Annotated in this window: 17 protein-coding genes; 10 read left to right on the plus strand and 7 right to left on the minus strand. The window is 63.7% G+C overall.

Translation table 11 applies throughout. From position 1 onward, the window contains the following. Positions 1-47: 47 nt before the first annotated feature. Positions 48-641: a PH domain-containing protein gene (locus tag ACWPXK_RS11115; protein ID WP_454195983.1), complete on the minus strand. Its 594-nt coding sequence runs from the start codon at positions 639-641 to the stop codon at positions 48-50. A gap of 341 nt (positions 642-982) precedes the next feature. On the opposite strand from ACWPXK_RS11115, the gene ACWPXK_RS11120 reads away from it, so the two are divergent. The 3 genes from ACWPXK_RS11120 (at position 983) to ilvC (ending at position 4,648) form a co-directional block, all read left to right on the plus strand. Next, positions 983-2,905 carry an acetolactate synthase large subunit gene (locus tag ACWPXK_RS11120; protein ID WP_454195984.1) on the plus strand — a complete coding sequence of 641 codons (1,923 nt, stop codon included), beginning with the start codon at positions 983-985 and terminating at the stop codon, positions 2,903-2,905. A gap of 7 nt (positions 2,906-2,912) precedes the next feature. Further along, positions 2,913-3,416 carry an acetolactate synthase small subunit gene (gene ilvN / locus ACWPXK_RS11125; protein WP_040780853.1) on the plus strand — a complete coding sequence of 168 codons (504 nt, stop codon included), beginning with the start codon at positions 2,913-2,915 and terminating at the stop codon, positions 3,414-3,416. Positions 3,417-3,646: 230 nt separating this feature from the next. Beyond that, entirely contained in the window at positions 3,647-4,648 is a 1,002-nt protein-coding gene (gene ilvC, locus ACWPXK_RS11130) for a ketol-acid reductoisomerase (RefSeq protein ID WP_454196414.1), read from the plus strand. A gap of 117 nt (positions 4,649-4,765) precedes the next feature. Here the strand turns inward: ilvC and ACWPXK_RS11135 are convergent, their stop codons facing one another. Next, positions 4,766-5,044, minus strand: coding sequence for a hypothetical protein (locus tag ACWPXK_RS11135; RefSeq protein WP_454195985.1), 279 nt, complete (start codon positions 5,042-5,044; stop codon positions 4,766-4,768). Positions 5,045-5,541: 497 nt separating this feature from the next. Between ACWPXK_RS11135 and ACWPXK_RS11140 the strand changes: the two genes are divergently transcribed. The 3 genes from ACWPXK_RS11140 to ACWPXK_RS11150 are packed head-to-tail and all read left to right on the plus strand — an operon-like array spanning position 5,542 to position 8,861. After that, entirely contained in the window at positions 5,542-6,516 is a 975-nt protein-coding gene (locus ACWPXK_RS11140; protein ID WP_454196415.1) for an acyl-CoA thioesterase, read from the plus strand. Positions 6,517-6,546: 30 nt separating this feature from the next. Then, positions 6,547-7,443 carry an AAA family ATPase gene (locus ACWPXK_RS11145; RefSeq protein ID WP_454195986.1) on the plus strand — a complete coding sequence of 299 codons (897 nt, stop codon included), beginning with the start codon at positions 6,547-6,549 and terminating at the stop codon, positions 7,441-7,443. A gap of 47 nt (positions 7,444-7,490) precedes the next feature. Continuing rightward, complete coding sequence (locus tag ACWPXK_RS11150) at positions 7,491-8,861, plus strand: vWA domain-containing protein (protein ID WP_454195987.1); 1,371 nt, start codon at positions 7,491-7,493, stop codon at positions 8,859-8,861. Positions 8,862-8,911: 50 nt separating this feature from the next. Here ACWPXK_RS11150 and ACWPXK_RS11155 read toward each other — a convergent pair whose 3' ends face one another. Then, on the minus strand, positions 8,912-9,808 hold the full coding sequence (locus tag ACWPXK_RS11155; RefSeq protein WP_454195988.1) for an HNH endonuclease: 897 nt from the start codon (positions 9,806-9,808) through the stop codon (positions 8,912-8,914). A gap of 60 nt (positions 9,809-9,868) precedes the next feature. Beyond that, complete coding sequence (locus ACWPXK_RS11160; protein ID WP_454195989.1) at positions 9,869-10,078, minus strand: hypothetical protein; 210 nt, start codon at positions 10,076-10,078, stop codon at positions 9,869-9,871. 809 nt (positions 10,079-10,887) lie between these two features. On the opposite strand from ACWPXK_RS11160, the gene ACWPXK_RS11165 reads away from it, so the two are divergent. The 4 genes from ACWPXK_RS11165 (at position 10,888) to ACWPXK_RS11180 (ending at position 15,363) form a co-directional block, all read left to right on the plus strand. Beyond that, on the plus strand, positions 10,888-12,273 hold the full coding sequence (locus ACWPXK_RS11165; RefSeq protein ID WP_454195990.1) for a hypothetical protein: 1,386 nt from the start codon (positions 10,888-10,890) through the stop codon (positions 12,271-12,273). Beyond that, positions 12,270-12,815, plus strand: a complete 546-nt coding sequence (locus ACWPXK_RS11170) for a GNAT family N-acetyltransferase (protein WP_454195991.1) — start codon at positions 12,270-12,272, stop codon at positions 12,813-12,815. The genes ACWPXK_RS11165 and ACWPXK_RS11170 overlap by 4 nt, the downstream gene beginning before the upstream one ends. A gap of 554 nt (positions 12,816-13,369) precedes the next feature. Beyond that, positions 13,370-13,978 (plus strand): hypothetical protein, encoded by a 609-nt coding sequence (locus ACWPXK_RS11175; RefSeq protein WP_454195992.1) that lies wholly within the window; start codon positions 13,370-13,372, stop codon positions 13,976-13,978. Beyond that, positions 13,975-15,363: a hypothetical protein gene (locus ACWPXK_RS11180; protein ID WP_454195993.1), complete on the plus strand. Its 1,389-nt coding sequence runs from the start codon at positions 13,975-13,977 to the stop codon at positions 15,361-15,363. Before ACWPXK_RS11175 ends, ACWPXK_RS11180 begins: the two co-directional genes overlap by 4 nt. Before the next feature lie 594 nt (positions 15,364-15,957). On the opposite strand, the gene ACWPXK_RS11185 is transcribed toward ACWPXK_RS11180, so the two are convergent. The 3 genes from ACWPXK_RS11185 to ACWPXK_RS11195 form a co-directional block, all read right to left on the minus strand. Then, positions 15,958-16,347 carry a hypothetical protein gene (locus tag ACWPXK_RS11185; RefSeq protein ID WP_454195994.1) on the minus strand — a complete coding sequence of 130 codons (390 nt, stop codon included), beginning with the start codon at positions 16,345-16,347 and terminating at the stop codon, positions 15,958-15,960. A 110-nt stretch (positions 16,348-16,457) separates the two neighbouring features. Beyond that, a complete protein-coding gene (locus tag ACWPXK_RS11190; RefSeq protein WP_454195995.1) occupies positions 16,458-18,308 on the minus strand; it encodes an alpha/beta hydrolase in 1,851 nt (616 codons plus the stop codon). After that, positions 18,308-18,595, minus strand: a complete 288-nt coding sequence (locus ACWPXK_RS11195; RefSeq protein ID WP_454196416.1) for a hypothetical protein — start codon at positions 18,593-18,595, stop codon at positions 18,308-18,310. Before ACWPXK_RS11195 ends, ACWPXK_RS11190 begins: the two co-directional genes overlap by 1 nt. Positions 18,596-18,614: the final 19 nt, after the last annotated feature.

Below are 18,614 nucleotides of genomic sequence, written 5' to 3' on the forward strand. Positions count from 1 at the left end.
CGGTGGATCGCCATGAGGGCGGCGTCGGGCATGCGGTGCTGCCGGGGTTACCGCGCGCTCTTGCCGTCGGTGTCCTCGGCTTCGCCGGTCTCGGGGGCACCGTTGGTGAGTGGGGCGTCGTCGGCGGATCGCGTCTCTCGTTCGCCGTCCGCGGTCTCGGTGGACGCGCTGTCCGCCGCGGGTTCCTCCGGCCTCGCGAATGGGTCCGGGATCCGCCCGTTGGACGCCGCCGCCAGATCGCGCAGCCGGTCGTAGCTCACCGCGGGCAACTTCGCCTCGGTGCCGTCGGTCAGGTCGGCGCGCACGTATCCGCGTTTCGGAATCCGTACGCCTTTCACCTGTGCCCAGTCCAGATGACGCGAGCCGAACAGCGTCCGCAGGTCAAGTCCGGCATCCGACACCGTGGTCTGCGTCCGCAGCACCCACGCGAGCACCACGACCGGGATGAGCAGCAGCCACCACAGTCCGGCAGGCCAGCCGACGAACGGGAAGAACACGCACATCAGCAGGATGAATACGCCGAGGAAAGCCAGTCGTGGGATGCGGATCACATGGGCGTTCCGGGCGCTACCCGTATCCGTCGCCGCGGCGGGCGTATGGGACGATTCAGAAGGTGGCACGGACTGATGCGGTGATGACACACCACCATCCTCGCATCCTGGTGAACGGACACAAGCAACCGCACTGTCCCACATAATGGGACACGAGAAGTCATCTGTTTGACTCTTCGGTTCACACCCGCTTAACGTCGTGCGCGTGAATCGAAACGAGTTGCTCGTACTCGGCCGGCGCGTCCAGCGTTGAGCCTGACACTCTGAGTCGAATACGTCAGCTCGCGTTGCGACGCGCCACCCTCGATCAGCCCTGTGCTGTCGGGGGCTTTTTTATGTTCGGACTAATGTCAGGGCGGATGCTCGTCCGGGCCAACGCCTCGAGGCACACAATCCGGGGTCGGAACGACAACCAGTAAGGAACGAAGACGGTGAGCGCACCTACCGCACGGCCCGGGCCCTCGGCCCGCAGGCCAGCGCCTTCGGCGAATCAGCAGACAACGCCCGCTGCCAACGCGACGTCCGCGGCCAACCGCCGCCAGGTCCCGCCCGAGCGGGTCACCGGCGCGCAGTCGGTCGTGCGTTCGCTCGAGGAGCTCGGCGTCGATACCGTATTCGGCATTCCGGGCGGTGCGATCCTCCCCGTCTACGACCCGCTGTTCGACTCCACCAAGGTGCGCCACGTCCTCGTCCGGCACGAGCAGGGCGCGGGTCACGCGGCGACCGGGTACGCGCAGGCCACCGGCAAGGTCGGTGTGTGTATGGCCACATCCGGCCCCGGCGCCACCAACCTGGTCACCCCGATCGCCGACGCCCAGATGGACTCGGTCCCGATCGTGGCCATCACCGGCCAGGTCGGCCGCGGCCTGATCGGCACGGACGCGTTCCAGGAGGCCGACATCTCCGGCATCACCATGCCGATCACCAAGCACAACTTCCTGATCACCGACGGCATAGACATCCCGCGCATCATCGCGGAGGCCTTCTATCTCGCCGCCTCCGGCCGCCCGGGTGCCGTGCTGGTCGACATCCCCAAGGACGTGCTCCAGGCCCAGACCACCTTCAGCTGGCCGCCGGAGATGCGCCTGCCCGGCTACCGTCCGGTCACCAAGCCGCACGGCAAGCAGGTGCGCGAGGCCGCCAGGATGATCATGGAAGCCAAGGCGCCGGTGCTGTACGTCGGCGGCGGCGTAATCAAGGCCGAAGCCTCGGCCGAGCTGCTGCAACTGGCCGAGCTGACCGGCATTCCCGTGGTCACCACGCTGATGGCGCGCGGCGCGTTCCCCGACAGCCACCAGCTGAACATGGGCATGCCAGGCATGCACGGCACCGTGGGCGCCGTCGCCGCGCTGCAGAAGTCGGACCTGCTGATCACCCTCGGCGCGCGCTTCGACGACCGCGTCACCGGTCAGCTGGATTCCTTCGCGCCCGGCGCCAAGGTCATCCACGCCGACATCGACCCGGCCGAGATCGGCAAGAACCGGCACGCCGACGTCCCGATCGTCGGCGACTGCCGCGAGGTCATCGTCGAGCTCATCGAGACGCTGAAGGCCGACCCGGCCGCGGGCGACGCACTGCCGCTGGCGCTCGGCGAATGGTGGACCTACCTCGACGGCATCCGCAAGGCCTACCCGCTGGGCTGGACCCCGCCCGCGGACGGGTCGCTGTCGCCGGAGTTCGTCATCGACGCGCTCGGCCGCCTGGCCGGACCCGACGCGATCTACTGTGCCGGTGTCGGTCAGCACCAGATGTGGGCCGCGCAGTTCATCAAGTACGAGAAGCCGCGCACCTGGCTGAACTCCGGTGGCCTCGGCACCATGGGCTACGCCGTGCCGGCCGCCATGGGCGCCAAGATGGGCGCGCCGGAGAAAGAGGTGTGGGCGGTCGACGGTGACGGCTGCTTCCAGATGACCAATCAGGAGCTGGCCACCTGCGCCCTCGAGGGCGTGCCGATCAAGGTCGCGCTGATCAACAACGGCAACCTCGGCATGGTCCGCCAGTGGCAGACGCTGTTCTACCAAGAGCGTTACTCCAACACCGATCTGGGCACGCACACGAAGCGCATCCCCGACTTCGTGAAGCTCGCCGAAGCCCTCGGCTGCCACGGCATCCGGGTCGAGCGCGAAGAGGACGTGGAGGCCGCCATCCGCGAGGCGCAGTCGATCAACGACCGCCCCGTGGTGATCGACTTCATCGTCGGCAAGGACGCCCAGGTGTGGCCGATGGTCGCCGCGGGCACCAGCAACGACGAGATCATGGCCGCGCGCGGCATCCGTCCGCTGTTCGACGAGGACGAGCAGGCCGCCGAGCCCGCGGTCATCCACGCGGCGATGTCGCATGAACAGACAAGGTGAACCACGGATGAGTACCACCCACACCCTCAGCGTTCTCGTCGAGGACAAACCGGGCGTGCTGGCGCGGGTCGCGGCGCTGTTCTCCCGCCGCGGCTTCAACATCGAGTCGCTCGCCGTCGGCGGCACCGAGCTGCCCGAGATCTCACGTATGACCATCGTCGTGACCGTCGAGGACCTGCCGCTCGAGCAGGTCACCAAGCAGCTCAACAAGCTGGTGAACGTCATCAAGATCGTGGAGCAGGACGCCGACAGCTCCGTGGCCCGCGAACTGATCCTGGTGAAGGTGCGTGCGGACGCCAGCGTGCGGACCCAGGTGATCGAGGCCGTCGGGCTGTTCCGCGCCAAGGTCATCGACGTCTCCCCGGACGCGCTCACCGTCGAAGCGACCGGAACCCGGTCCAAGCTCGACGCGCTGCTGCGGATGCTGGAACCGTATGGCATACGCGAGATCGTGCAGTCCGGTGTCGTCGCGGTGGGACGTGGACCGAAGTCCATCACCGCCACCCGGTGACGCGGCGGGCGGCGCACACCGATGGGGCCGACCGCCCGGCGGCGGCCACACGCTAACCTTTCTCCGATCGACGGTTGGCGTGCCGCCCTCCCCGCGCGAGCGGGAATGATCATCTCCCGCATACGCGGGGGTGATCCGATCCAGAAACTTGTAAACCGACACCGGCGCAAGCACGGTGTGCCCCGCCTCGCGCGGGGATGACCTCGGAAGGAACCACAGTGGCAGTCGAGATGTTCTACGACGACGATGCCGACCTGTCGATCATCCAGGGCCGCAAGGTCGCTGTCATCGGCTACGGCAGCCAGGGCCACGCGCACTCGCTGAGCCTGCGCGACTCGGGCGTCGAGGTGCGCGTCGGCCTCGCGGAGGGCTCGAAGTCGCGTCCGAAGGCCGAAGAGGCGGGCCTGACCGTCGGCACCCCGGCCGAGGTCTCGGCCTGGGCCGACGTCATCATGCTGCTCGCGCCCGACACCGCGCAGGCGTCGATTTTCACCAACGACATCGAGCCGAACCTGAAGGACGGCGACGCGCTGTTCTTCGGGCACGGCCTCAACATCCACTTCGGCCTGATCAAGCCGCCGGCCAACGTCACCATCGGCATGGTCGCGCCGAAGGGCCCCGGCCACCTGGTTCGTCGCCAGTTCGTCGACGGCAAGGGCGTTCCGGCGCTGATCGCCGTCGAGCAGGACCCGAAGGGCGAGGGCCAGGCGCTGGCGCTGTCCTACGCCAAGGGCATCGGCGGCACCCGCGCGGGCGTCATCAAGACGACCTTCAAGGAAGAGACCGAGACCGACCTTTTCGGTGAGCAGGCCGTGCTCTGCGGCGGCACCGAGGAACTGGTCAAGACCGGTTTCGAGGTCATGGTCGAGGCCGGTTACGCGCCGGAGATGGCCTACTTCGAGGTGCTGCACGAGCTGAAGCTGATCGTCGACCTGATGTACGAGGGCGGCATCGCGCGGATGAACTACTCGGTGTCCGACACCGCCGAGTTCGGTGGCTACCTGTCCGGCCCGCGGGTCATCGACGCCGACACCAAGAAGCGCATGCAGGCGATCCTCAAGGACATCCAGGACGGCAGCTTCGTCAAGCGCCTGGTCGCCAACGTCGAGGGCGGCAACAAGGAGCTCGAGGCGCTGCGCAAGCAGAACGCCGAGCACCCGATCGAGGTCACCGGCGCCAAGCTGCGCGGCCTGATGAGCTGGGTCGACCGGCCGATCACCGAAACCGCCTGATTCCCAGGCTGATTCGCACGGTGGCCCGCTTCGGTTTTCGGAGCGGGCCACCGGCGTCTTCGGGGTCGGCGCACGACAACGGCCCGGCACTTCGCGAGCGCCGAGCCGTTTCGGTTTCTAGCTGCTGCCGAACAGGCCGGGTGGCCGGTTGTGCCGATCGCCCTGGCCGCCCCACCAACCGAAGAACGGGTTGTTGTTGCAGCTCCAGTCCTGGAAGGGGCCGAAGTCGCAGTGGCGGTCGGGGTAATGGCGGTTGTGCCGGACTTCGGTGACACCCGGAGTAGCGGGGTCCGCGGAAGCGGGCATGGCCAAGGCAGTCAACGGAACTGCGGCGATCGCACCGGCGACGACCAGCCGGGCCAGGCTGCGGCGTGCGGTGCTGGTTGTGGAGAACAACGTGGATCCTTTCACTCTGCGGTGAGCGGTTCGCCCACCATCCCCCCGTTGCGGGTTTGTCCGCGGCCTAGCCACACAGATAGGTCCGGATCAACTGGGTCGCCGCTGCTTCGCGGGCCTGTTCACCGACGGGGCAGCGACTGCACGTCTCCACTCTTGCGCACTTGTCCAGAAAGGTCACGGGGGTTGGCTCCCCAGCGGGCAAAATCAAACTGCGGTATTAGGGGCTTCCCCCTAGACGTTCCCATTCCGCCTGAGCGATGCGGCGGGCAAATGAATCAGAGCGCCGAGATCGGTACCGCACAGTAGGTCGCGGGGGCGCCGTCTCGTTACTCGCTCGTACGGCCGCGGGGACCTAAGGTTCTCCGGGACAACGAGGTCAGGGACCTGAATACCCGAAGATTCTCTGCCCGAACGGATTGTGAACCTTGCCCAACTCGACGAATCTCGACCGCGCCGTTCCCGGCCCGGCCTCGGCCGGTCGGCGACCCGAGGCGATCCACCGCTTTCTCGTTCAACCTGCCGACGCAGGCATTGTGGGATCGGTCGACGGCGGCAAACTGCTCGAATGGATCGACAAGGTCGCCTACGCGGCGGCGGCCCAGTGGAGCGGTCGTTACTGCGTCACCGCCTATGTCGGCAACATCCATCTCGATCGGCCGATCGCGGTCGGTGAGCTGGTCGAACTGCATGCGAATCTGGTCCACACCGGGCGCACCAGCATGCACATCCTCGTCACCGTCTATTCGACCGATCCCACCCGGGTGAAGCCGGTGCAGTCGGCCCAATGCCTCACGATCTTCGTCGCGGTCGACGACGACAGGCGCACAGTCGAAGTCCCGCAATGGAATCCGACAACGCTGCTGGAGCTGCAGCGGCATCGACAGGCGCGGGCCAGGATTTCGGTGCGCAAGCACATCGAGGAGGCGATGGCCACCCAGCGGTACACGGCCGCGGGCACCGCGCCGACTGCCACGCTGCGGTTCCTGGCAGCGCCCTCGGACATCAACTGGGGCGGCAAGGTCCATGGCGGCCGGACCATGCGGTGGATCGACGAGGCGGCGTACGTGTGTGGCGCCGATTGGGCCGGAGAGCGCGTCATCACGTCCTACTTCGGCGGGATCCGCTTCTACCGGCCGATCGTCATCGGCCACGTCGTCGAGGTTGCCGCTCGGCTGATCCATACCGGCCCGCGCAGCATGCATATGAGCGTGCACGTGACGTCCACCGACGCCCACTCCGACGAACCCGCGCTGGCCGCGCACGGTCTCGCGGTGGTTGTCGCGCTGGACGACGGCGGAAAGGCTCGGGCGGTGCCGCAATGGGTGCCGGTCTCCGAGGAAGACGAAGCGCTGGACGCGCACGCCCGGCATCTCGTCGAACTACGCGCGCTGGTGGAGCCGTTCACCCCGGCGACCGCGGTGCCGGACGACGCCGAGCCCAGTCTTTTCCGGGTACCGGTGCCGAGGTAGGTCGCGACCTCACGGCTAAACTAGTTACCGATGAGTAAGTTCTTTTCGTCGGTAGACGAGGTGACCGGTCGCCTCAGCAAGGCCGGGTACCTGCCGTCCCTCGACATCGCCACCGCCGTGTTCCTCGCAGGCCACCTCGGCAAGCCGCTGCTGATCGAGGGTCCGGCGGGCGTCGGCAAGACCGAACTGGCGAAAGCCGTCGCCGCCGCGACGACGTCCGATCTCGTGCGCCTGCAGTGCTACGAGGGCATCGACGAGGCCCGCGCCCTCTACGAGTGGAACCACGCCAAGCAACTGCTCCGCATCACCGCGACGGACAACGAGAGCTGGGACAGCACGCGCGACCACGTCTTCACCGAGGAATTCCTGCTAGCCCGGCCTCTGCTGGCCGCCATCCGCAACCCGCGTTCCACCGTGCTGCTCATCGACGAACTCGACAAGGCCGATGTGGAGCTCGAGGGCCTGCTGCTCGAGGTGCTCGGCGACTACCAGGTGAGCATCCCCGAACTCGGCACCGTCACCGCGGTCCGCAAACCGTTCGTCATCGTGACGTCCAACGCCAACCGCGAGCTGTCCGAGGCCCTGAAACGACGCTGCCTCTACCTCCACATCGATTACCCGACCGCCGAGTTGGAGCGGGCGATCGTGCGGATGAAGGTGCCCGAGCTGGACGAGGCGCTCGGCGAGCCGGTGGTCCGGATGGTCGGCGCGCTCCGGCAACTGTCGTTGCGCAAGGCCCCCTCGATCGCCGAAACCGTCGACTGGGCAAAGACCCTGGTCGCCCTCGGTGCTCGCAATCTGAGCGGAAATGTTGTCCGTTCGACCCTCGGGGTGCTGCTGAAATACCAATCCGATCACCGCACGGCGGTCGAACGGCTGGGGCTACCCGACCCGGACCTACCTTCGACAACTAGCGGAACACCATGAGTACGGCGCAAGCACGCGGCGAGACGAGGCCTCGAATCACCGACTCGATGACCGATCGGCTCGTCGAATTCGTGGGGTTGTTGCGCGACCACGGCATCAACGCGGGGCCGAGCGAAACCATCGACGCGGCCGAGGCGATGGTCACCCTCGGCGTGGCCGATCGCGATCGCCTGCGCTCCGGCATGGCCGCCTGCCTGCTGCGCCGCAACGGTCAACGCGCCGTCTTCGATCAGCTCTTCGACCTCTACTTCCTCACCGGGGAACAGCCGCAGCCCGCGGCCCCGTCGACGCCCGAGTCCGTCGAAGCATTGCGGGATCAACTCGTTTCCGCACTGGCCCAAGGGCCTTCCCAGGCAGTCACCGAACTCGCTCGTCAGGCGCTGACCGAACTCGGCGGCTACGGCGGGGTCGGCACCGGTGAGTCCTCCGGCCCCGTCACCACCGCCTCCGGTGCGGGCTGGTCCTCCTACCTGACCATGAAAGCCCTACAGCCGGAAGACCTCGTCGATCGCATCGTCGCGGGCATGAACGGCGCCTCCCAGCTCGACACCACCGTCCACACGATCGAAGCCAACCGCCGCCTCGCCGAATTCCGCGCCGCCGTCCAAACCGAGGCCCGCCTGCGCTCGGCACAGCTGCGCGGCACCGAATACATCGCCCGCCGCGGCGTCGAATCCAGCACCGACCAGATCGATTTCCTCGGCGCCCGCGAACAAGACCTCGACGAAATGCGCCGCCTGGTCCACCCCTTGGCCCGCAAACTCGCCACCCGCCTCGCCGTCCGCCGCCGCAAATCCGTCCGCGGCCAGATCGATCTCCGCCGCACCCTCCGCCGCTCCATGTCCACCGGCGGCGCCCCCATCGCCCCGGTCCTCCGCGCCCGCAAACACGGCCGCCCCGACCTCGTCGTCCTCGCCGACCTCTCCGGCTCGGTCACCGGCTTCGCCGAATTCACCCTCCACCTGATCCAGGCCCTACAAGACCAATTCAGCAAGGTCCGCAGCTTCGGCTTCATCGACACCTGCGACGAAATCACCAGCTTCTTCACGCCCGGCGAACCACCCACTCCCGGCGCAGCAGCCCGAATCATCCGCTCCACCAACGTCGCCCGCTTCGGCAGCTCCAACTACGGTGAAGCATTCCAAGGCTTCCTCGGCAACTACGCCGACGCCCTCGGGCCGCGCACGTCCGTCCTCATCCTCGGCGACGCACGCACCAACCGCACCGACCCGAATCTTGCTGCGCTACAAACCATCCGCGACCGAGCCAAACACATGTATTGGCTCAATCCCGAGCCTTCCCGCTCCTGGTCCACCGGAGATTCCGCCGCCCACGCGTACGCGGAGTGCGTCACGATGCACGAGTGCCGCAACATCAAACAACTGACGGAGGTCGTAGCCCGACTCTTGCCTGCGTAGGCCTGCACGAGCAGTGCCGACGCAGCAGACCCTGCGCAAGTTTCGTGCGGTCAGCCAGCTGCCTTGAATTCGGAGAACCGTTCCTCGAGCCGTTCCGGCGAGGGCCAGTCCTTCCGCCGGTGCGGTAAGGCGAGGTGCTGACCGTCCATCGCCTTCAGTCCATACCGCAGCATCGGCCCCTCGTGCTGATCTTGCATCAGCTGCTTCCCGACGTGGATCTCGTACTCGGGAGATATGCCGATCAAGTTGGTGTCATACGCGGCATGGTGGAGCTTGCAGAGGCTCAAACCGTTAGCGACATCGGCGGCGCCGTGCTCCTTGCCGTCCGCGATGATGTGAGCCGCATCGAGCAGCTGCCCGTGGCCCACCTTGCACATTGCGCAGCGATGGTCGTATGCGAAGAGGACCCTTCCCCTGAACTCCGGCTGGTGCAGTCGTTGCTCTGTGACACGTCGAGAGTACGCACGCTCGATGGGCTTCAGGTTCAGCGGATCGTCAACGTTCCTGAGGCCTTCGTCCAGCGCGAGGATAAAACGTCGGCGTTGCGGGTCGTCCGCAATGACATAGACAGGAAAAACTGGGACGTAGCGAATGGCTGTGCCGATCTTGATCCATCGAAGCAGGATGATAGGAAGCTGTAGCTCATGGGCGCGCCGTAGTTTCGTGTTGTCGCCACGGACGTTGCCCTCCCTATACGCATACGCGTATAGGGAGTCGCCGACTTCCTCGTCGGTGTAGGGACTGTCGGGTTTCGAGAGAATCGACAAGGTGGCTGCAAATCGAGCGGGGTTCCAGATCCCTTTGTTGCGATCGATCAGCCGATAGGTTTCGGCGCCGACTTCGAACTCGGTCAGCTCCTCACGACTCAGCGACCCATCCTCTTCGACTCGGCGCGCCAGATGATCGAAGATCATCTGGCGCAGCTCTAGCTCCGCCCCGGTCTCCATACATGGAGTGTGCCATGGTCACGTGACCTCGGCTGAGGACTCGTGATCTCTCGCCGATCGTTACTCGTCGGACGCCAGTTCTTCCAATGCCTTTGAGCCGAGTCGCAGCAGGTCTGCCAGAGTCGAGGGATCCAGCAGGAGCTCGAACTCGTGGCCGTACGTGCCGAGAACGAAGATCACGTATTCCCGATACTCGCCGAGGACCGCCCGTACTGGGCAGCCTTTGCTCGTGCTCACCCAGCTGCCGACCGTAAGTCGATTCGATGTCATCGCTGATCTCCTTAGTGGCGTAGCTTCACCTACCGGGATCCGCGCGGCCGTGGTCTGGCACATGCGCGAATGGCTTCGACAACGGCCCGGCCGGATGGCCGGTAGCTGTTGCGCGGTGGCTGCACCCAGATCCGGAAACGGTGTCGGCCGATCGGCGACGGGAGTGCGATTCGGGCGCCGACGCGGGCGACGGAAGCATTGAGGCGGAACAGTTCTCCGAACAGGGCAAGGTTGTCGTCAGGGAGGTCGGGCACGACGAGAAATGTCCACCGCTTCGACCGAGGATGCGAGACGATCGGGCCGAGCTGCACACGCCGGGACTGCATGTGCCCTTTTACGGCCACGCCGAGCTTGGCCGGAACGGTGATTGCGCCGACCCTGCCCGAGGAAATGAAGATCTGGTGGAGTTCAGGCTGTACTCGCGCAGGCAGGCCGCAGATCTCGCGATAGAACCGGCACCGCGACGCCAAAGTGTCTCCGGATTCGACCGGAAGGACCTTGCTGCCATTCCAGTTCACGAGCGGTGCCGCCCGCCTCGTACCGCTTGCCGCCAAATCTCGTCGAACCACTACCCAAGCCTCCTGTTTGCTTCGATGAGGAAGGCACCCGACGCTGGAGAACCGGATGAGGGACGGTGTGGACCGGGTCGTCGGGTGCTGTCGCCAGATTTCCTCGCGGCGGGGCCTGTGGGAACGGCGGTTTGAGGGAGGACACGGGGAGATGTGCGGGAGGGCGCCCGGTTCGGCCGCAGGCGCTTCTGGTGGCTGCGAGGATTGCGGGTGCGGGTTACCGAACGAGGGGGACGGGGCTTGTCCGAACCGAATCACCAGCTCAGCGCAGCCAGAGCACGCACCCGGTCGAAATTGACCGGGCATCCGCTGTCGCGTGCGGAGGTCGCCGACGCTGTAAACGCCTGGGTATACCGCCAGACAGGTCGGGTCATTCAACTGTCCGGCAACTACATCGGCAAGTTGGAACGTGGCGTATTCCGCTGGCCGAATTCCGAGTACCGTGCCGGATTGAGGGCGGTTCTCGGTGTCGCTACGGACGCCGAACTCGGCTTCCGTCCGGTCGAGCGAGGGGCTGGCGCCATTAGTATGGGGCCAGACGAGAATGATCCGCCGACGTTCCTGCCGACCGCAGGGAAAGAGGTTGATGACGTGCTCCGCCGGACCTTCCTACTCAGCGCTTCGGCTGCTGGTGTCGGTATGGCGCTCGGGTTGGAGTCGGCGCGGCACGGCCTCAATCGGGCGGTCTCCGACGGCTTCTCGGTAGATGTGGATGACTGGCATGAGATCGTCCGCGAGTACGGAGCCGCTGCCGTCACACACACAGCCGCTGAGTTGCACGAGATGCTGTTGGTGGATGTCCTGAGCCTCCAGATGGCGTTGGGCATGTCGTCGGACCCGGCCCAACGCCGAGCGCTTTACAAGATTGGTGCACTGCTGAGCCAGTACCTGGCCCAGGCCGTTGGGGACCTCGGCCAGCGCCGCGAAGCGAAGCGGTGGTGGCGCACAGCCTGCTATGCCGCAGATTCCTCCGGTGACCGCCACACGATGATGCATGTGCGAGGACGCAAAGCTATCAGGGCGATTTATGACGGTCAGAGCCCCGAAATCATCATTGATGAGATCAGCAAGTCTCATGACCTGATCGCGGACGGCCCTGCTGTCGGGCGACCGAGTCTGCTCGCTGCGCGCGCTCAGTCGTTCGCTTTGCTCGGCCGTGCCGAGGATGCCGAGTCGTCATTGGTCGCCCTGCGAGAGACCTTCGCCGCCTTGCCGTCCCAAATGACCAACGATCACGGCTGGCACTGTTGGGCATATCCAGAAGAGCGAGTCAGGTTCGCCGAGAGCTTCGTGTACTCCCACCTCGGCGACACCCGCCGGGCCGAGGAAGCGCAGTCGGCGGCACTCGGCCTGTACCCACCCAACAGTCGGCGGGGCCCGGTCCAGATCGAGCTACAGCGTGCCCTCTGCCTGGTCACTACCGGTGATCCGACCCAGGGTGCCGGATACGCGACGACCACGTTGGAGGCTCTGCCTACCGAGCACCGGACACAGTTCGTCATGGGGTTGGGAGAACAGGTCCTTGCGGCCGTGCCCTCGGATCAGCGACGCACTCGCAGTGCCCGAGAGCTTCACGAACTCCTGCGTGACCATGTTGCTCGCGAACGAAGGGCGATCGAGTCATGACCGCCAGCCCGGTCGAACTCGTCCGCTATGACGCCGCAGGAACACTCGCACTCGCCGATGAACTCAAGACTGTATATCTCGCGTCGCACCGCGAGCAGCAAGGCAATCCCTGGTACAGCCCCGCGAAGTTCTGGGAACGCTTAGAAGGGATGTATGCCCCGATTGCGGGTTTCGAGTTGGTGGCGGGATGGATCGACGGCCGAATGATCGGTTATGCGTTCGGGACCCCATATGGCCGACCGGAAGCGGTGTGGCATAAAGCTCTTCGGGTCTATCCCGAGTTGCAGCCGGTGTCGACGGGTGCACCCGTTTACATCTTCCGTGAGTTCGCCGTACACCCTGATCGCCAGGGCCAGGGGTTCGCGCGAATCATCCACGACGCCCTACTGTCGGAGCGTCCTGAACCACTGGCCTATCTGCTGGTCCGGGTCGGCAATCCTGCCCGAGCGGCGTATGAGTCGTGGGGCTGGCGTGTGATCGGTCAAGACCAGCCCTTCATCGACTCTCCGGTGATGGATGAAATGGCTCGGCCGTTGGGCTGATGAGCGAGGTACGTCCCTAAGTTCCTCGAACTATGAACCCTCTTGGGCCGGAGTGCGTTCGCGCCCTTTGTCGAACACCAGACTGGTGTCAACGCGACAATCTGGCCGATCCAGCCAAATGACGGACACGCAGAATACCGCTGACTCACGCAACGTCGGTCTGCTGGGCCGAGGAACAGAACAGCTCATCGAGTAGCTCAACGATGCCGTGGCGCACACGTCCCTCGGGCATGCCCCTGCTGCAAGCTCGGACTCGTGGCTATGGGCAGCAGGGCCCGGACGCCCCGATGCGGCGAGTTCGCCTGTAGGGCGAAGCTTCCGCACGATCTTCTCCCCGGAACGCTTGCGACCAGCCATCCCTCTCCTACCGGCTCTCACCAGGGACAACAGGAGTCCGATACTGACTGGTCTCCTTAATTGGTACAGGTCATTTGGCTCATATTCAGCAATCTCGTCGCCCGCGCATATAGCACGAGTAAGATCGCCGCTACAAGTTAGAGCAGCGCGGGGCACCAGTGCCGACCTCTCGAGAACAAGGGGAAGCGAAATTATTCATGGGCAAGATTGTGACCGTTCCCGATGAGAACGTGCATCATTTGATTCGCCAGGCATATAATGCTGGTGGCCCCTATCAATGGGCGCGGGAGGCGCTCGTTAATTCGATTCAAGCTGAAGCAACCTGGATATATTTCGGTGTTGATGAGGAGTCGTTCACGACGCATGGGGTGGCCCGACGCTACGTCGCCGATAATGGCGTAGGCATGAACGAGGAGAACCTTCAACTATTCCTGTCATCGTTCGGTGGCGGTGGTAGGACAATTTCACTGACCGAGAATTTCGGGCAAGGGTTCAAGGCGTCCTGCTATGAGTGGAATCCATATGGGATAATCGTATTGTCGTGGACCGACGAGACGCCTGAAGGTCGGATGATTTGGATTCACTTCGATGAACGTCACGACAGATGGAAATTGAAGGATTTTTATATCTATGAACCGGGCTCCGACCCGGAGGACCACCGGACGATATTAACGACTGCATCCCTCCTTCCTTCAACCCAGCTCTCGGAATCGACCTGCGGAAGTTTCATTTCGATGAGATCAAAGATGCGGGTCATGGAACGGTCTTTGTATTCCTTGGCGATGGTCCATCGCGAGACACGGTGAGCGGCGACTACAAACGTGGCGAGGATCAGGTAAAGCGTGGGATCGTCAACTACTTGAACACCCGGTTTGTCGAGATTCCCAGCCATGTATCTGTTCGTGTCGCAACACTTGAGCCGAAGCCTGCAGAGACTGAACGGCGCGAGAGTAAGGATAAAGTTATTGTTGCGCCCGACGGGCTGAGGTATGCGATCCACCCGCGGCGTGTCAATGGCATTAAGGCGGTAATCTCACCCAAGCATCAGCACGGTACTGTGATGGTGAAACATGGGACGAAGATCGAGTGGTATCTGACGGACGGGGATGAGAATGCATTGACCCAAGAGAAGGGGCCCACCAAACCGCTCATAGTGGTTCAGTATGAAAATGAGGCGTACGATCGAAAGGATCGCCCACAGCAATATCGCCAGTTCGGGATACCTGACGCAATTCGAATGCGTCTGTGGATCTTCATCGTCCCACCCCCTTACAAAGAATCTGAGCCGACACGATGGGGAGTTATGCCGCAGGCGTCTCGGGGCATGCTGATCGGCAAGGGGAGCACCAGCCTTCCATGGGAGGATTGGCAGGATAACTTTTACCAGCAGCTGCCTGGTCCGATTAAGAGAGCAATAGAGGAAAGTCGTTCCGGTGGAACTGACAGCAACGATCAGGATCGGCGGGAGCGTCTCAAGCGAACAATGGAACGTCTGGCAACTCGCTTTCGTCCGCCGCTTCTTGTCAAGGATGATCTTGGTCAAGAATCGGGCAACACTGCATCGTCGACAACCGGAACGCCTCGTCTCGGGGCTGGAAATTCACGCGCTGGAAACTCTGTCGTGATGCAGCCTCGTAATAACTCAAAGGATTCCGGTGGTACCGGTGACAAGATAATCTTGAACCCGGACGAGACTGGCGAATTTGCCGGTGCAGCACGTCGGAAGAGTGATGGGCTTCCAGATGTGAAGTGGGAAGTATTTCGTGAGGATGACGTTGTCCATGCAGCGAGGTTCGATGAGAAGCTTTCAGAGGGTGGTGCGTCCTTCGGGACTATCAGCATAAACTTAGCCTTCCCGCTCTTTCGGAACGAATTCAAGTTCTGGGGTGAAGAGTTCCCTAAGGCGGATCAAGACGAAGTGATCGCCCTAGTGAAGCAGGTATATGAAGATGAGCTGGTCTCAAAGCTGATGCATGCGTACAAGCTTAAAGGGCAAGAATTAGCGATAGATGAAGATGGAAATGCAATTCGAGTAAAGGATGAAGATCTTGAGAAATGGATTAGCCCGGAAGCGCTCACGGCCGCGGCTCTGGGGCTGGTCAACGTTGAGCAAAGGATACGAGTAACAGCCGGATCGCGATTCGGGGGCGGTAGAAAAGTGGTAAAATATCCGCGAAAGGGACGGAAGTAGATATCGGATGATACTTCTATATGGCAACGGCTGAAGTAAATGAAAGCGTGCGCGTCGCCATAAATAGCGGCCATCGAATTCTCGGTGTCGTACGCTATGACAACGGACCGGCCGAATTGCGATATGGTGAGGCGACCACCTGGTCAGGATATTCTAACCACTTCGCTCAAGAGCGTCATTCCGCGCAATAGTCGGTCGTTTATCCGTGGCACAGCCCAGCGAGGTTTGGAAAACGGCCCGGTTGTTGGCATGTTGCGCGAGGCGCTCGAAGCAAAAGCGGTGATCGTAGCGCAGGCCCAGGGCATTTCTAATTGCAACATACTTACTCTGCGGCGCAATGTGACGACGAAATCATGACGAAGTGCACCTTGTTCGGCACTGTGCCTGCGTCCCTGAGCGCTGGACCGTGAATCCTCTGGGGTGCGAGTACGCCCGGTCTGAAAGCCTTCCCGACGATAAGTCCGGTCGAGGCCTTGACCTCCTGGTTAGTCGGCCCTCACCGACCACCGCCTGACAGGACGCGGCCAGCAGCGTCCCAGCGGCAGCCACGACAGCGATCGACTTCCTCATGGCCCGTAGAACCGAACCGCACCCTCACTCTGCGGCGCACGGAGAGCTTGATCTCACGGAGAATTTCGGGGGGCCTCCGACACGTGAGTCGATATCCATTTCGGACTGGACGACAAATCCTCGGTTGTCGGTGTAGACGCGGTCTGCCGGGTGATCCGTTGTGACGCCGGGTGTGTCGACGGTGAACCCACGCTTGGTCAATGTGTCCAGCTTGGCAAGGACCTGGGTGACCAGCTCCGGCGGAGGATCCTGCGCAACCACCATCGTCGCCACTCCCCATGGCGGGCCTTCGCTCATCAAGGAGTCCGGATTGGTGCGACAGCCGAGTTTCTGGACGGAGCCGGGATCGGGATCAACGGAGTACAGCCAGACCGAATTCAGGTTGTCAAACACGATTCGAGTGGCCTCGTCCATGGTGAGTCCGGTGGAGTTCTTGATGTCGTCGTTCGTCGGTCCCTCGTCGACGAGGCCACATCCGGCGATAAGCAGTAGCGAGAGCAGTGCGACCGTGCGGAGTGTGGTTTTCATGGGACGTCGATCTTCGGGCCGAGCTGGGGGTTGTCGGTCACGCGTGGGTTGTCGTAAGGGTTGTCGACGCCGAACATCTGGCCCATGGTCGCGGCCTTGGTTGCGTCGAAACCTTCCTTGCCGCCGTTGCCGTTGTCACCGAGCCCGATGTCGACGTACGGGGTTTCGATGCCCCGTTCGACATAGCCGGTGACCTCCGTGCCCTTGATTACGCCCACGATGTTCCGGAATGCGTCCGAAGTCGGGTCATCCCAGTACTTTCCGTGACCATCCGGGCCGAAGACCACCTCGCCTGCTTCGAGTCCGGCTTGCGGTTGCTTCGTGTGGTAGTAGCCGGTGTCGAGGCGGGTGACTCCGGGGACCTCGTCTGGGTCGCCGCCGAGTGGGTGTCCGGCGTGGGGGTTTCCGGGGATCGGGATGCCGCCGGGGAGGGTGAGGCCAGCTTGCGGGTAGGACTGGACAATGCCGATCATGTCGCCGGGAGCGGTCATTGAGTAGCGCTGGACGTTTGGGTTCGGATTGTTCCAGCTGCCTTCGAACACGCCGGTTCCGGCTGAGGAGGCATGCAGAATCCGGTCGGCACGCAGACCCAACTGCTCGGCGGAAGCGACGATGGATCCACCGTAGGAGTGCCCGACGTAGGACACCGGTTTTCCTGGCGCGTGCTGCGCCACTTCGCGATCGATTTCGCGGCCGAACTCGACCAGCTTCGGGGCCATGTCCTGCGCGAACTTCGGGCTCGGTGCGCCGTCACTCAGACTAGTCAGGCTCTGCGGGAAGTCGCCTTCCATATAGAGGAAGATCGGGCCACCAGTCTGATCGGCTAGATTCCACGCCGCCGTATGGTTCGATCCGGACCCGTTCAGGTTCGTGCTCGTGCCCGGGACGTACACCCCCACGCCGGGTGCTTCCGGTTTCATCTCGCCGATCATCTCGATCATGCGGCCGTTGCCCTCGGGGTCGAACATGACGAACTTGCGGTCGATCAAGTGGTTACCCGGTGTCGCATTTGGCCCTCGCGACTCGATTTTCTGGCCGGGCTGAGTGGTGTCCGGGTTGGGGATCAGGGCGAGCATCTTCTCCAACTGTGCCACGCGGGCTTTGTCGGGATCTGGCTTCTGCTTCTCGATGGTGAGGGCGTTGCGGATGTTGATCTCGTTGGCATCGATCCGCATCGAAAACGGCACACCGTTCATGTTCCCCAGTTTCTCCGGTGCCGCGATCACCAATTGCCGCTGTGCCTCGGGGCTCAATCCGGCCACGAACGTGGCCCGCTGATCCGGCGCCATCGATGCCAGCTGGGTGGCCACGGCATCCGGGTCCTGGCGCGAACCATCCGGGAGCGTGATGTCCTGCTGACCGCTGCGGATCGCCGCGAGGTCGGCCTGGATGTCCCGCAGGCTCGCACCGAAGGTGTTGTCGAGACGTTCGAGCTCATCCAACCCACTGGAGATATTGAGCTGGAAAACTCCGGCATCACCAGCCTTTGCGGGATCCGGATGCGTCACCTGACCGTCATCGGCAACAACGAATCCTTGCTCGACAGCCGCATTGCGCTGACCGAGAACGTAGTCCCTGGAATGCCGCATACCCTTGTACGCGTCGTCGGCGTCATCGGCAAGCCGCAGCAGAAGACTGCGGACCTCGTAGCCGTGATCGACCTCCTCATCGATGCGTCGCATCGCCGCGTCGCGGGTCTGTCCCTTCCAGTCGCCGGCGGCCGATGCCGCTCGAGAGCAGTCGTTGACCGAGCTGTAGAGGGCTTCGGCATTGTTCCGGGCTGCCTCGGCGGCGCGGTTGAGTCCGTCGATGTTCCAGCCTTCGAGCTGGCTGATCAGCGGGCGCATCAGCGGGGACTCAGCTTTCCGATCTCGGTGGCGATCTCGGCGTCCTTGTCCTGAATGTTCGCCGAGTACTTGTCCAGCAGGTCGGCCAACGTGGTGAACCGGGTCGCGATCGAGGTCATCGCCTGCTGCGCCGGATCCGCCATGCCGCGGACCAGGGCGAGGACGTCGCTGCCCGCACCGGTCGCTTCCGCCATGGCGGACCAGGACATCTTGCCGATCTCCTCGCCCTCCCGCCGCCACGTCGCCGAAATGTTCTTCAGCTGATCCGGTGTGACACCCAACGCCACATTTCCGGCCGGTGGTGCT

This window comes from Nocardia sp. Marseille-Q1738, from assembly GCF_965283145.1.